15 protein-coding genes are annotated in these 13,957 nt (G+C 64.4%); 9 read left to right on the top strand and 6 right to left on the bottom strand.

Annotated elements, in window-relative coordinates:
• Positions 1-24: 24 nt before the first annotated feature.
• The 5 genes from CCS01_RS12345 to CCS01_RS12320 all read right to left on the bottom strand — a co-directional run bounded on the left by CCS01_RS12345 (position 25) and on the right by CCS01_RS12320 (position 4,781).
• The gene (locus CCS01_RS12345) at positions 25-1,287 is read right to left on the bottom strand and encodes a DotG/IcmE/VirB10 family protein (RefSeq protein WP_104519120.1); all 1,263 of its coding nucleotides are present in this window, start codon (positions 1,285-1,287) and stop codon (positions 25-27) included.
• Complete coding sequence (locus tag CCS01_RS12340) at positions 1,287-2,357, bottom strand: DotH/IcmK family type IV secretion protein (protein ID WP_239992137.1); 1,071 nt, start codon at positions 2,355-2,357, stop codon at positions 1,287-1,289. Before CCS01_RS12340 ends, CCS01_RS12345 begins: the two co-directional genes overlap by 1 nt.
• Positions 2,299-2,928: a DotI/IcmL/TraM family protein gene (locus CCS01_RS12335; protein ID WP_104519119.1), complete on the bottom strand. Its 630-nt coding sequence runs from the start codon at positions 2,926-2,928 to the stop codon at positions 2,299-2,301. Before CCS01_RS12335 ends, CCS01_RS12340 begins: the two co-directional genes overlap by 59 nt.
• A 20-nt stretch (positions 2,929-2,948) precedes the next feature.
• Positions 2,949-4,199, bottom strand: coding sequence for a hypothetical protein (locus CCS01_RS32750; RefSeq protein WP_146101708.1), 1,251 nt, complete (start codon positions 4,197-4,199; stop codon positions 2,949-2,951).
• A 138-nt stretch (positions 4,200-4,337) separates the two neighbouring features.
• Complete coding sequence (locus tag CCS01_RS12320; protein ID WP_104519116.1) at positions 4,338-4,781, bottom strand: helix-turn-helix domain-containing protein; 444 nt, start codon at positions 4,779-4,781, stop codon at positions 4,338-4,340.
• 212 nt (positions 4,782-4,993) lie between these two features.
• Here CCS01_RS12320 and CCS01_RS35165 point away from each other — a divergent pair, with 212 nt between their 5' ends.
• From CCS01_RS35165 to CCS01_RS12275, 9 genes are all read left to right on the top strand, one after another.
• Positions 4,994-5,404 carry a hypothetical protein gene (locus CCS01_RS35165; RefSeq protein WP_239992136.1) on the top strand — a complete coding sequence of 137 codons (411 nt, stop codon included), beginning with the start codon at positions 4,994-4,996 and terminating at the stop codon, positions 5,402-5,404.
• A gap of 54 nt (positions 5,405-5,458) precedes the next feature.
• The gene (locus CCS01_RS12310; protein ID WP_104519115.1) at positions 5,459-5,929 is read left to right on the top strand and encodes a hypothetical protein; all 471 of its coding nucleotides are present in this window, start codon (positions 5,459-5,461) and stop codon (positions 5,927-5,929) included.
• Positions 5,926-6,468, top strand: coding sequence for a hypothetical protein (locus CCS01_RS12305; RefSeq protein WP_104519114.1), 543 nt, complete (start codon positions 5,926-5,928; stop codon positions 6,466-6,468). The genes CCS01_RS12310 and CCS01_RS12305 overlap by 4 nt, the downstream gene beginning before the upstream one ends.
• Before the next feature lie 13 nt (positions 6,469-6,481).
• Complete coding sequence (locus CCS01_RS12300) at positions 6,482-7,681, top strand: hypothetical protein (RefSeq protein WP_104519113.1); 1,200 nt, start codon at positions 6,482-6,484, stop codon at positions 7,679-7,681.
• Between the two features lie 12 nt (positions 7,682-7,693).
• On the top strand, positions 7,694-9,271 hold the full coding sequence (locus CCS01_RS32745; protein ID WP_146101707.1) for a hypothetical protein: 1,578 nt from the start codon (positions 7,694-7,696) through the stop codon (positions 9,269-9,271).
• Between the two features lie 55 nt (positions 9,272-9,326).
• A complete protein-coding gene (locus CCS01_RS12290; RefSeq protein WP_104519111.1) occupies positions 9,327-11,663 on the top strand; it encodes a DotA/TraY family protein in 2,337 nt (778 codons plus the stop codon).
• Positions 11,656-11,973, top strand: coding sequence for a hypothetical protein (locus CCS01_RS12285; RefSeq protein ID WP_104519110.1), 318 nt, complete (start codon positions 11,656-11,658; stop codon positions 11,971-11,973). The genes CCS01_RS12290 and CCS01_RS12285 overlap by 8 nt, the downstream gene beginning before the upstream one ends.
• Positions 11,974-11,979: 6 nt before the next feature.
• Positions 11,980-12,309: a hypothetical protein gene (locus CCS01_RS12280; protein WP_239992135.1), complete on the top strand. Its 330-nt coding sequence runs from the start codon at positions 11,980-11,982 to the stop codon at positions 12,307-12,309.
• 62 nt (positions 12,310-12,371) lie between these two features.
• The gene (locus tag CCS01_RS12275; protein ID WP_104519109.1) at positions 12,372-13,415 is read left to right on the top strand and encodes a M50 family metallopeptidase; all 1,044 of its coding nucleotides are present in this window, start codon (positions 12,372-12,374) and stop codon (positions 13,413-13,415) included.
• Here CCS01_RS12275 and CCS01_RS12270 read toward each other — a convergent pair.
• Entirely contained in the window at positions 13,412-13,714 is a 303-nt protein-coding gene (locus tag CCS01_RS12270; RefSeq protein ID WP_104519108.1) for a LexA family protein, read from the bottom strand. The two genes, CCS01_RS12275 and CCS01_RS12270, sit on opposite strands and share 4 nt — an antisense overlap.
• Positions 13,715-13,957 lie beyond the last annotated feature (243 nt).

Genomic DNA, 13,957 nt, shown 5'->3' with positions numbered 1-13,957 from the left:
TCAATGCGAACGACGTGGTGCCGGCTACGAGCGCTTGTCGACCACGTTCGACAGGAACATCACGCCGACGGAGACATTGGCTTCCAGCGAGATGGTTGGACCTTTCGGGGCCTGCGCATTGAGGGTATTGCCGATCTGCTGGGCTGCTACTCCGGCTGCCACGCCGAGCTGCTGATGAAAATTCAGATTGGTGTTCGTCGTGGCGCCACCGAACGGCGAAAGAACAGCGGTCGTATTGCTCGTCGTCGCCAATGCCTGCCCCAGCCCCGCAACGAAGGCGGCGGCGGCAGGCAAAATGAATCGCTCAGCATAGTGCTGGTCGATCTCGGATGCGACCCCCGCTTCCATTGTATCCGGCGCCGTCACCACGCCGTCCGCACTGATCTCCTGGCCTTGATGAATGATGCGGTCGATGTGGATCACCAACCGGTCAGCCTGCTTCGAAAACGATCCGATCATCCGGTCCCCGGCGATCGGGCCGCTATCGGCCTGCATGACGACAGGGCTCGACTGATCCGAACTCAGCGCCAGAATGGGGTGAGCGAACACGCCGCGTCCCGCTGGAACGAGCACACGACCTGTCCGCTCGTCCGACCGCAGCGATGCTGGGGTCGCCGCTGGCGACGAACGCGCCGTGGTTCCAGCGCGCGCATTGCCACTCGGGTCGGTTGCGTTGGGATCGTCCACTCGCTCCGAAGGCGGGAGAACCATTTCGGTCCTCGGAAGCCGGCCGCCCCATTGGCTGAACAGGTCGCCGATCTGCTTGTTGGTGGCTTCGACTGCCTTCGGATCGACCACGGCCTGCACGTGAATGACCTGCGCGGGTGCGACGGTCGGCGTCGGCATCTCGACGACTTCCTGAGGCATGACCACACGCACCGGCGCCACGGCATGCGGCTGACGCACAGGCTGGGGTGCGGGTGCAGGCGTGGGGACCGGCGTCGTCAGGTCTGGCGCGGGTGGCGACGGAAACATCGGCACGCTCGGTGCCAGGGCCGGTGTGTAGGACTCGCCCCGCTTGAGTGCGGCCTGCGCCTGCTGCGTATCAGCCTCGAAGCCAAGCGCGTTCATCTCCGGAGTGCTGTGCAGCCCACCCGGCAGCGGGTCCACCGGCTTCATGCGGGCGTCCTGCGAGACGGGCACGGCCTTGTGCCCACTCAATGCCACCACAACCACCAATGCCACGATGGCCGTGCCGCTCATTGCAATCACCGCAAGACGACGGGGCCCTGCGCGGCCCGCACTGCTCAGCAAGGGCCCGCCACGCATCTTCAGAACACCGGACATCAGGAAGGATCCTTCAGCAGGGCCGACACCGTCCGGCCGTTGACGGACAACAGAACGACGGGCGTGCTCGGCACGGCATAGACCGTCGTGCCGCCTTCGGCTTCCGACGCCGTCCACTCGGGCGAGAGCAGCGTGTAGCGCGTGCGCAGATAGACATTGCGCCCGAGGCGCCAGGCGCGGATGCCATCCGGTGAAACGCCTTCGACAGCCAGCGGCGTCGCGTCGGCCGGCGGCACGCCCTGCAACATGCCGGTCAGGAAAGGCGCACCCGTATCCGGCGCATCGGGGCGGGTGAGGATCTCCACCTTCGCGTGTGGCCCGCGATCGGCCACGTGGACCGACAGATTGGCGTCATACCGCCCGCCTCCCGTGACAAGGAGGAACGTCAGCGGCTTCGGCGCGCCTTCGAGGCTCACCACCAGGCCGCCGCGCGGCGCGAGCGAGACGGGCGTTATCTCGAGGACGTTCGACCCTTTCGTCGGGGCGCAAACGAAGAACCCGACCGCCATGGCGGCAGGCCCGCCGGCGTTCCCATTGGTTTGAACGTTGCAGTTGGCGCCGCCCGCAATCGCCGCGGGATTGCTGTTGGTGTCCCACTGCACCGGCCAGGGCTGTCCGGTGCTGTCGAAGAACGACACCGCTGTCGGATAGCCCTTGATCGTCTGAATGATGCTGGTCGCACCGCCGGGGGCGAAGGAGGTGTTGATCTGCCGATTGTCCGGCACGGCCATTTCCGTGACGGCCTGCTCCTGCGTCTGCTGGTTGGCGCGAAAGCGCCGCGCCAGGGCCTCAATCATCTCCGGGGTGAGTGGAATGGCGTCCTGCACCGCCTTCTGCGCGGCGGGATTGTCATTCGCACCGTTCTGTGCGGTGCCCGCGCCAGGCGGCACTGTGGGGGCCTGGGCCAGCGCGGGAACCGCGGTTCCGACCAAACCCAGAGCGGCGATCAGGATGCCGAGGCGCGCTTCGCCGGTCTTTTCCAACAGCCGCCTCATCGTGTTCCGCTCCATGTCAGTGTGGCGCCGCGACGAGCTGATCGATCGCCAGCCCGTCAGGATGGTCGTCGTCATTCGTGCGAATGACCAAGGCCGTGATCATCAAGTTGTTCGAACTCGTTTGATTGGCGTTCTCGCAGGTCTGGGTAATCGGCACCTGGATCTGGTAGGCGAGCGCGCCCTGCATGTAGCTGGTCTGATGGATCACGGCCGCGCGCTGCGACTGCGCGTGACACAGCAGGCGCGCACGTTTCAGCTCATCGAAATTGCCACGTCCGATGAAGCTGCCGGCGAATGTGTTCCAACCGCGCAACGTAAAGCGTCGGCTCGCCGTGTTCAGCTGAACCGGGTAGTTGTAATAATCGACATTATAGGGTGCCAGAATCGCCTGCACCGTCCAGTCCAGCAACTGCGTGTCGTCGACGATCGGACTGTCGAGACCGACGACCGGGCGTGGCGCATGCTTACCGTCGGTGAAAAAGTATCGAGGCGGGACTGGGTGAGTCCACATCCACGCGTCGTAGAGCAAGGAGACACACATCATCGCGCCCATTCCGAGGGTGAGGAGAATGCATCGGTTGACGAGTGCACCTTGGAAATCGGGATCGGAAAGACGGCGGGAAACGGCGGCGGCCTGATTGCGCATTGATGCACCCTCAGTGGTTTTTATGCGAGGCCGACTATCCGCTCGTTGTTTGCGAATGGCTCAATGAGATGGCGCGGCAGCCGATCGATTTCCGCGCGCGAGAGAAGCCGGAAGACTGGGCTGCGTCCCTCGATGCGTTGGTCCCGCAAGCCATTTTTGCGGCGAACCATCGGCGCCGTATTGCAGGCGCGATCATCGCGGTGACACCAGAAATAGGTGCCGCTCTCGTTGCAGCGTTTGACGATGTATTTGGAGACGACACAGGTCATCTTGCCGCGGAGCGTATCCAGTTCCGTCGTGATCAGCCGTCGATCCGACGCGATCGGGATGCCGAAGCGCGTGCGCATGGACCGAACGGATCCCGGCTCGCGGCCAATCCGCTCGGCAATCTCCCGCCAATGCAATCCGCTCAGGAACAGCAGGCCGAGCGTCCAAACGAAGATGTCGCTTTTCTGTGGATTGGCCATCTTGCCCATCCAGGTCAGGTCTCCTGTGAGATCGACCGCGCGGTGCGTTGCGGGAACAGGCACCTCGACCTTGCCGGTATCCTTGCCGGCAACCACCTGCAGCAGACCGAGATCCCGCTGCCCTTGCTTCGATCCCCCGGAAACCCGGACCGGCGGAGCCCTGCGGGCGCGGTCCGCCTGGACTGGCGCCGCACCGCCCCCGGTGCTGCCCAGATCGAGAACCCCCTGAGCGGGCAAAATGGCGTCAGGGCGGACGATTTCGGCCGCCTCGGGCTCAGCAGGAATGTCGTGGTGCGCCCCGCTAACGGAGGCCCCACCCGCTGCGGTCCCGCATTTGTCGTCTGCGGTCGGTTCAATGGCTTGAGCCGGGTGATGCCCGGCCCAGAGACCCGGCGGAGGATCTTGAAGACTGCGTGGGTCAAGCCGCCGCAACGCCTTACGGTCGGGCGTCGGCACACCCAGGCGCCGTGATTTCGATCGTATGGAGCCGACGCTTCGGCCCAATCGAACGGCGATTGTCTCGGGGTGGATTCCGACCAGCCGCCAGGCAATCAGGCGGCGAACGTCCTCGTCCGCCCAGGGATTGCGCCCAGCGGCACGACGGCGGGGGCGCTCGTGCGGCATCGGCAAGCCGAGCCGAACGATTTGCGCCTCCAACGCCATTCGCGAGAGGCCGAGGTAGTCGAGAATGGCATGGACGCCCTGACCGGCCGTGACCATGCCGCGCAGGAGGGTGTCGACCGGCAGGGAAACGGCGGCGGCAGCGAGCGAGAGCAGCCAACCAGCCCCGACGATCGGGGCCACCTCAGGCTCGACTTGGCTCTCCCAATGGACCGACACCACCCTCTCCGGCAATGCAACCGGGAAGGGCAATAGCAAGTTATAATATGCGAGTCCAGACAGAAATAGCCTGTTAAAACATTCACCGCCTGCGGAGCGACATCAGGTCGGAGGTGGGTGAGGGGCCGCCTCCTGGCTGGCAGGCTGGATGGCGTCCCCGATCGCAGGGGCGAGCCGCTCCAACATGCGACGAAAGACTGTAACGGCCTCTCGCTCCTCGTTGCTGTGGCGCATCAAGACCGAAAGAATAGCGTCACACTTGTCCGTCAATGTCCTTACATTCTCATGACTAAGCTCGGGGTGACGGGCCTCTGGTAGCAGGTCAGCGGGGGCGATATTAAAAGCCTTGCCCAACCGATACAGCGTCCGCAGTGTCGGATTGGCGGATCCGCTTTCGAGTTCGAAGATGTATGACCGCTTTGCTTGTATACGATCAGCCAATTCTTGTTGCGTGAGATTGTCCCTCAATCGCGCGGCTCGGATGCGCATCGCAACTGCTTCATACAGCGCGTTTTCATCAGCATCATGTTCTTCGGGCTTGCTCATCGCAAAAAATCGTCTTCCCCAGTCAATGGACGCAGGGACTTGAAGGCCTCACGCTGCGAACCGGTCGACGCCGCGCAGGCCCCCGCCCCGGCGCTTGGGTCCGTCCTCCCAGGTAACCCAAGCAGCAAACTTATCCTTTGAGCGGCGGGGGTGCCGCAACCCCGTTCGCAACTTTCAAGGGGAGGATTGCAAAGATTTTTGGGGATTGTTCCATGCGACATCTGGTTTTGACTACTCTCGTAAGCCTGACAATGGCAGGGCACGCGCGCGCAGAGTTTGTGGTCAAAACCGCGCAACCGGCTCGGGTGTTGGACGCGGTCCCACAACCCGGGCCGATTGCCCCGCCCGAACCGAACACCCAAAGCCAGGCAGAGGCACAGCCGACGCCCGACAAGCCCCGATTCAAAATGGCTTTTGGGTTCGGCAAAAGCGTGCCCCTCGCCTTCGCCTGCCGGCAGATCGTCCCAAACGCTGTGAAAATCACCTACGGCCCCGGTGCGGACCAAGCGGCCCTGGTCAACTGGAAAGGGGGAGACACCTGGAACCACGTGCTCCGGGACGCGGTCCAGCCCCTCGGCCTGCACCTGGTCATGACGACGATGGCGGTCGAGATTCGTCGATAGAAGTCATTCGCAGCTTTGTACCCCAGGCTCACGAGAAATGCCTTGGAGGCTGCGATGCCCAACCTCGATACGATCGCCGTGCAAGACTGGCTGAGGGCGCTCCACCCCGGTCATGTCCCGCCTGACTGGCCCCCGCCGATCCGCGCGATCGAGGAGCCAACGGTCCACGCACAGGCGCTGGTCGACCTCGGCGGCGACCTCGATCAGCTCGCGAGTCGGGCCGACGGGAGTCTGCACGCTCGTCTGGCTGACCCTGCCACGCTGGACGAGCTGCGAACGCTCCTCTGCCAGCTTGGCGCGGCGCGTCTGCTCGCCTTGATGCATTTCCTTGCCGAGAACGCAGAGCCGGGAAGCGTCCCACTCCCGGCCGTTCTCTCACGCGCTGAAACGGCCGAGGCCCTCGCCCTCCGGTCGGCTCTGCGGGCGCTCTCCCGGCGCTTCACCCTGCAGCGAATGTTCTCACTCGAGCGCCTGTCAGCGCTGCGGACCGCCATCGCCGACGCCAACAAGGAGGCCTTCCAATGAAACCCACCGTCGCCCTGGCAGCCCTGATGGCCGTGAGCGCCCCCGCGGCCGCGCTCGCCCAACAGACCACCACAGGCAGCGTCGGCTGCACCGCTATCGTCCAGGCAGCCGCCAACGGTACGACAGCGCGCATCGCGGCCGATAACCAGACCATCCAGCGGCCGGCGAGCGTCACCACGCTTTCCTGTCTCAACAACTTCTTCAATGGCACCGGTCTCAACCTCGTCACCAACCTGCTCGACCCGGCGACCCTGCTGCAGAACGTCGAGAGCCAGATCTGCCAGGCCGTGAACCAGACCTGGTCCCAGTTCCTGAGCGGGGCCACGCAGTGCGGCCTCACCTTGACCGGCATCAATTTCGGGTTCGGGGGCTTGGGCGGTGGATTGTCGTGCCCGAAGCTGACCTTCGGCGGCGGCGGTCCGCCGATCGGCTCAATCGGCATCGGCGCAGGCGGCTCCGGCAGCGGCCTCTACATCAACGGAACCATTCAGGCGCCACCCGGATACACGCTGCCGGCGAACGCCCAAGGCACCTTCTGAAGGAGCATTCACCATGCGCAGACTCAGCCTCGCTGGCTCGACCGCATTCGGCATCGTGGTCGGAGCCGTTCTGTTCAATGCACCCATGGCACTTGCCGACTGGCCCGTCATCGACGTCGCGTCCATTGCCAAGGAGGTCGGCATTATCGATGCGGTGAACGCGGTTAAGTCCGTCAACGACGCAATCAACTCAGGTATCTCGGACTTCAACAAGGCCATCGGCCTGAACACCTACGGCGACACCAACACGCTTCTGCGCCAAGGCTTTACGCAGAACGCCAACTACTCCAAGGCACAGATCGGCGCGCAGCAGCAGATCGTCGACGCATCGAACACCGTCATGTCGCAGTTTCAGCTCGGCATCCGCCAAGCCCAGATCCGCGACGAACAAGCGCCCAGTCCAACGCAATGCACGGCGCTCGACGGCGGCGTTGGAACACAAGCCGCGGCGGTCCAGGCTTACGATTTGGCGGCAACGCTTGCTGGCACCCACGACATGCGGGGTGAAGCGACGCAGGGCATGCCCTCCTATCTCGGCACGCGGCAGGGCGTTCAGTCGAACGCGGCGAACCATATCGCACTCTACTGCGACACGACGGACCAGGCAGCTGGGCTTTGCTCCAATGGCGTGAGCGCGAAACCTGATGCCGACCAACGATCCAGCAGTCTGTTCGGGGCCGGCACCTACCCGGACCAGGCGTCCGTTGTCGCTGCTAAGGACTTTGCGATCAACCTGATTGAGCCCGTAGCCCCAGCCGCTCTTCGGGGCGACCAACTCAATTCTCTGGCTGGGCAGGACGCGGCGGTTCAGCGACGCAGCTTCAACGCCCGTATGTCGTTGGCGCAAAGCTTTGTCGACGAAGCGATCGGCATGCAGTCGCCGTCGATTCCGACAACGCCCCTACAGCAACAGTATCTCACCAATCTCGGCCTCCCTGTGCCCGCAAACCTGTCGTGGTTCCAGGCCCTTCAGATCGAAGCCGAGCGCCGCATCAGCGACGTCACCTGGAACGCAACCCTCGCAAGTATGCCTCCCGCCGCCGTCGAGCGTGAGATCGCGTCCGAAATGGCACTGAGCAATTACCTGGCGTTCCAGAATTTCAAGCTAGCGATGAAGCACACGACGATTGGCGCCACGCAGCTCGCCGAAACCGCCGAACATAACTTCGTGCCGACGGTCCGCATGGCTGCGCCGGCAATGGTCTCGAATTGACAGGAGAACCTCATGGCCGAACAGGATGCAGGGCCGCAGCCCCAGCCACCGCAACCACCCCCGCCTCAGCCACCCCAACTGCCGCTGTCGGCGCCAGTGGCCGACGCGAAAGGCACCACGAGTCCGGAAGCGACGACCGGCGACACGGTGCGGCGTAGTGCGACGGGCACACCTGACGCCGGAACGCAACGGTCTGACGGTCCGAAACGGGCGGACGGACCCGCGACCGACAACACTCAAAAGGCCGACCCACAGCGGCCAGAGGCGGCCGGCGACAAAGCCAGTCGCCAGGAGACGCCCGGCCAGCAACAGGCGCCGCAACGCGATCCCACGCGTGAATTGCTGGACACACTTGCGTTGTCCTACGGAAGGGTCTCGCAGATCGACCGGCCAACCGCACAGGCGATCCAGGATGTCGTGCGTCAGGGCAGCGATCCAGCCCGCCACAACGACCCTATGTTCCGCCATCAACTCGCCTACACCGTCCAAGATACCGAGAAGGCTTTGCGCGCGCCTCTCACGATGCCAGCGGAATTGCGCATCGAAATGGTGGACCGCGCGGGGTCAGCGCCGGGCCTCGAAAACGAGCGCATGCAGGCGTTGATGCGATCAACCGCCAATGTCGGGGATCGCAATCTGGTTCGAGATATTCGTCTCGCGGGTGCTGAGATTGGCTCCAACGCCGACCAAAGTCGCCCACCGACCATGAGCAACATTGAGAGCCTGGAAAACCGCGCACGCCTTGCGCCTCGCGCGCCGGAAGGGCCGACTTCAAGCGATACGCCGACTCGACACGAGCGGGCGTCCGCCACGGCCCCAGCGCCAGACGCGGACCGGACCCGCTCGGCAAACGAAACCAACCATCAGTCACCACCCCAGCAACCGCAACCAGCGAGCGTCACAATCCACCGCACCGCCGTCGACGTTCTTCTCGACGGCATGCGTGGCGCGGTCGAGGGCCTCCGGGGAACGGGATCGCCGCCCTGGGAGCCGCCCCATACCCCGATGAAGGCACGTTTTGCGGACTTTGAGGAGCGGTTGCGCGCCGACAAGGATTCCAAGGCGGTCACGCGGGCCGAACAGAACGGCCAGGCCGCGCTCGACGCACTCCAAGGCTTCCAGAACAACGAAGGCGCCGGCATCATGAGCCGCATCCGGGAAGCCGCCCGCAACAATCCAGGCGGCATGGAAGGTGTCCTCTCCGAGATGCGCCCCGGCGGCCGCTTCGCCGATCTGCGGACCCATTTCAACAGCGCCCTCGAACACGATCGCGGCTTCGCGGCCGCCTACGATAAAGCCTCAACCGCTCTCGCTCAGTATGGCGATAGCCGCACCGCCGTGGATGCGATCATTGCCAAGTCGCCAGCAGCCGGCCTCGGCGCGAGGTTTGAAGCCCTGGACGCGCAGATCGGGGAGGCCGCTGGGAAAACACCATCCTCGCGGGATGGCATGAGCAAACTCGACGACATCACCAAACAGCTCGCTGAGATCTTCCAACGTGCCGTGGATGGCGTGAAGAGCGTGTTCAACCGGTCTGCCGGAGCCGAAGCCACCTCACGGCCAAGTCCATCGCCCAGCATGGGGGCCTGACCCCTTCGTTCGCATCCAACACTGGCAGCCTCACGACAACCATCGTGAGGCCGCCATGCGCTTGCTCCCAACCGCCCTGCTTTCCATTGCTGTCCTCGCGATCGCCGAACCGGCCCTCGCGCAGCAGGCCAACTACAATGTCAGCTGGGCTGCGCTCAATCCCGGCAACGATTGGGCGGCGCAGGTCCTGCAATCTCTCTTCCCGATGTACGGCGCAGGCAACGCGCCTTCGACCGGCAACGAAGCCACCGTCATCGGCCAGATCGTCGGCCAGTTCACCGGCTTCGTGGCCGCCGTCGCCGCGGCCTTCGTCTGCTACAGCACCATCATGAACATCCACCGCGCAGCCGAGTCCTCGCGGATCCTCGGCTCAGGCAACACCTGGATGTTCGTCGTCCGCGTCGGCTTCGCCGGGATCATGATGTTCCCGCTCGGCAATGGCTTCTCCGCCGGTCAGGGTCTCGTCTACCAGAGCGCGATGTGGGGCATCGGAATGGCGAAGGTGGTCTATACGAATGCCATCCAGGCCGTCGGTCCCGACGCCGTCGTCATCGCGCAACCGATGGTGCCCGGAACCGAACAGGTCATCCTCGGGCTGATCAACAACGAGCTCTGCGCGGACCTCGTCAACCTCGCCTCCAACACGTCGAACATGGTTCCGCCGCCCACGCCGGTGACCGGCACCTACCCGAGCGGCGGAGGCTACTCCACATTCAATTACGCGCTCTCGGTCGGCAACCAGTCCGGCACGCCCGCCTGCGGCACGGTCACGATCCAAACGCCGGCGGGCAACCAGGCGACGATCGCCGGACAGCCGGTCGATATGGCAGCGATCCAGCAGGCAGCACTCAACGACGTCCTGAATGGCTCCATCAGGGGCCCGGTGCAGCAGGTCGCGCAGAACCTCTGGCAGAACAAGACAGTCGCCTCGCTCGTGCCGCTTCAGGGCATCCTCACCAGCTCCACCCAGGCCTACACGCGCGAACTGACGGCGGCGGCGACCAGCGTGCAGAGCGCCATCAACAACGCGCTACAGAGCCAGGCGACGCAGGCCCGCAATGGCAATATCGACCTGCTGCAGGGGCAGGTGCAACAATCGACGCTCGGATGGACGGCGGCCGGCTCCTACTACCTTGAGATCGCGAGGGCCAACGCCACCACCCTGTCGCTGCTCGCCGCCACGCCCGTGGTCACACCGCCAAGCTATGACGGTCTCGGGCCGGCCCTCTCTCAGGACCTCGCGCCGCTGGAAGCAGCCAGCAAGGACTTCCTCAATTTGTTGCAGATCGCGATGCAGACCCAGGACTCGACCTCGCCGCCCGCTGGCATGCCGCAAACCCTGGCTGGCGCGCAGGATAACCAGTCGCAGTCCCTGCTGACCCGACTGTTCACGAGCATGAACCTCACGACGCCGCTGTTGAACTCCATCACCGGCTTCATCCTGCCGACCGGCAACATGTGGCGCGACCCGTTCGGCGGGCTGATGGCCATGGGGCAGACGCTGATCATCACCTCGATGATCGCCTTCGGCACCGCCGCCCTGCTGTCCTCGAGCACCATCTCGACCGGCTCGGCCATCTTCAACTTTCTGACCGGCAACTGGGGTGCCGCGGCCGCATCCGTCGCGCTGAATGCGGTCATGAGCTTCCTTGGCGTTCCGATTTTTCTCGGGCTGCTGGCACTCATGATCCCCGGCATCCTGATTGCCTACGTGCTGCCGATGATCCCATGGGTGCTGTGGATGGCCGGGGTTTGCGGCTGGATCATCCTCGTCTGCGAGGCGATGATCGCCGTGCCACTTTGGATGCTTGCCCACATGACCGTTGGCGGCGATGGCCTCCACGGGCGCGCCATTGAAGGCTGGGGCCTGTTGTTCAACGTTGTCTTTCGGCCGACGCTGATGGTGATCGGACTGTTCCTCGGCTACTTCGTCTTCGCCTGCATGAGCTACCTGATCCGGCAGACCTTCGGCATCGCCGCGGGCTTCGCGCTCAGCAACGGGTGGCTGGTCACCAACTTCCTGGGTGTTGCCGTCCTACTGAACATTTTCGTGATGACGCATATTACCGCCGCGTTGATGTCGTTCCGCTTGGTCGCTCTGATGCCGCACCACTTGCCGCGGCTGATCGGCTTCACCGCCGCCAACCGGGTTGATACTGAGGCCTTCTACCAGCAAGCGGCCTGGGCGCCCGGGGGACAGATCGCCGGCGGAGCTCAACGGGCCTTGGTTAAGGGTGGAGAAAGCCTCGGCGCAAACATGAAGCTGTTGTCCGGGGATGCGCCAAGGCGTATTTCTGGGCCGTCTGGCGATGAGGGCGGTGAGGGGGCTATGGATTCCACCCTGCGAGCGGCGACAGACACCAGCGGGCCAGAGGAGGAGGCCGATGTCTGATTTCATTTTGATGATGCAGTTGGGCGAGCAGCATCGACAGATGATGGATGTGCAGCTCGGCAATCGGCGCGACTATGCGTTCTTGTCTGAGCGGCACGGGGCTGCAGTCGCAAACTACAACAATCTGCTGCGCGACTACCGCAACCTGGAGCGCCTTGCAAAACAACGTATAGCGGAACTCGAGCGGCAGCTGGCCGAGGCTGACTTGGCGCGGCAGCGCGCGGAGGCGGAAGCTGCTTACGAGCGAACAAATGCCGCGATGAAGAAAGATTTTGCTGAACAGGCAAAGAAAGAGCCGTTCGCAGACTGAGGCCGCATGGTGATCACCTTCAAGGAGATCGCCATGCACCGCCTCATCCCCCTCATCGCCGTCGCGGCCCTTGCGGCCTGCAGCTCGCCGAACGTCCGGTCCGCGAGCAGCTACGACGCCCCGAAAGCCCCTCCTGTCCGACAGCCCGTCTACAATCCCTACGCGCCCTATGGGGAAGCCAACGCCACCTGGACACCGCCGACGTTCAATCGCGACGGCACCATCGTCAAACCGGCCGAACCGTCCACTCAGGACGACCGCCCCAGCTATGAAACCGCGCCCTGGGTAAACGGCGCGAGCGGCGGCAGCCAACTGGCACCGCCCGGCACCTTCTGAAGCCGCGCCCCTCCTCTCCTCATAGGTCCGGGCGCCACAACTCGGCCTCGGCGGAGGTTGCCATGCCCGAACTCGCCCGTGCCGCGATAGCCCTGCCCATCATCTTCGCCGTGGCCGGCCTGCTCCTGCTTGTCCACGAACTCGGCCACTACGTCGCAGCCCGCGCCTGCCGCCGCCCGGTCAGGCTGGTCACGATTGGGTTCGGTCCAAAGCTGATCGACTGGATTGATCGGCGAGGCACCACGTGGCGCCTCGCCCTCGTCCCGATCGGCGGCTACGTCGCGCTGCACGCGGACACCACGCAATCCGACCAGCTCTCATTCCGGTTCGGTCCGGTCCTGGTCCGCCTGATTGTCACGGCCGCTGGCCCAGTTGCCAACCTGATCCCCGCCGCCATCCTCTACGCCGGCCTCGCTGGGGTAACAGGCGAGATCGCCTTTATGGCAGTCGCCAGCTCCATAGAACCCGGGAGCCCGGCCGAAAGAGTGGGTTTCCAGCCGGGCGATAGGATCACCGCGGCCGACGGCATACCCGTCGTCCGCTTCGAAGATCTTCGCCCCATCCTCGAAAGCCACCCGAACCTTGCCGTACGCTTCGAGGTTATCCGCAATCGAGAGACGCTGGCACTGACCGCCGCCCTCGCGCCGCACGACCAGGACGGCCAAACAATCGGCCATCTTGGGATCTGGAGCCATGAACTCCGAACCCGTCATGTGGGCATACGGGAAGCCGTGCTTTTGGGGTTGCAGCGCTCCTGGCAGGCTGCCGAAGCAACCGTGGCTGATGTCGCCCGCGCGATCCGAACCGCCGGCCGCCCGAACCCGTTGGCCACGGCGATCGACGTCGCCGGCCTGAAGGGTCCGGCCTCAGCTCCAGGATTTCTGCTGCTGATCGCGCTCACCGCCTTCCTCTCGGTTGGCCTGGCACTCACCAATCTCCTGCCCATGCCGATGCTCGATGGCGGCGCGATCTTTGTTGCGCTTACCGAGCTGATACGCAGACGGCCCGCATCGCCGGCCGCTCTCGCCTTCGCCAACCGCGCCGGAGCGGCCGCCCTCGCGTCCCTCTTCGCTGCCGCGAGTCTGCACGATCTCTTTGCCCACTAGTACCTCGTCACAGTGATTTTGACCGGTTGAGCATGTCCCGGATTTAGCTCGGGCAAGTCGGAGCGATCGAGCAGGACAGCGATGCTCCGGGCAACCCCTGGCTGGCGTGAGATCCACCCGGCCTGCTCGAGGGTAAGCACCATCTGATGGACGGTGGGCGGTGTGACGCGAAAGAACCGCATCATATCCGCCTCCGCCGGCGGGCGCCCGTTCACCAGCGTGTAGGCGTGGATAAATGCCAGATATTGGCCCTGCTTGGGCGTGAACACCGGTCGCGAATCATCCGCGCTGCGATTCATCGTTGGCCTCGACAACAGGGGACCAGCAATGAACATACGATACCGGGTCGATCTGAGCGAGGCGGAGCGCGCAGAACTGACCGCGTTGCTGAACGGCGGCAAGCACGCGGCACGTAATACCAACGGCCCCGACCGTTGACTCGTCTGTGACTTGGAGCGACGCGGCGGTCCGTGATTCGCAGGCGTCTCCAAGACAGGGAGACAGCGATGACCGTAGCGATCACCGGCCAGGATCTCTCAGCC

This window comes from Rhodopila globiformis (genome assembly GCF_002937115.1).
Lineage (GTDB): Bacteria > Pseudomonadota > Alphaproteobacteria > Acetobacterales > Acetobacteraceae > Rhodopila > Rhodopila globiformis.
Note: the sequence above shows the minus strand (reverse complement) of the source record. Positions and strands in the feature narration are given on the sequence as shown.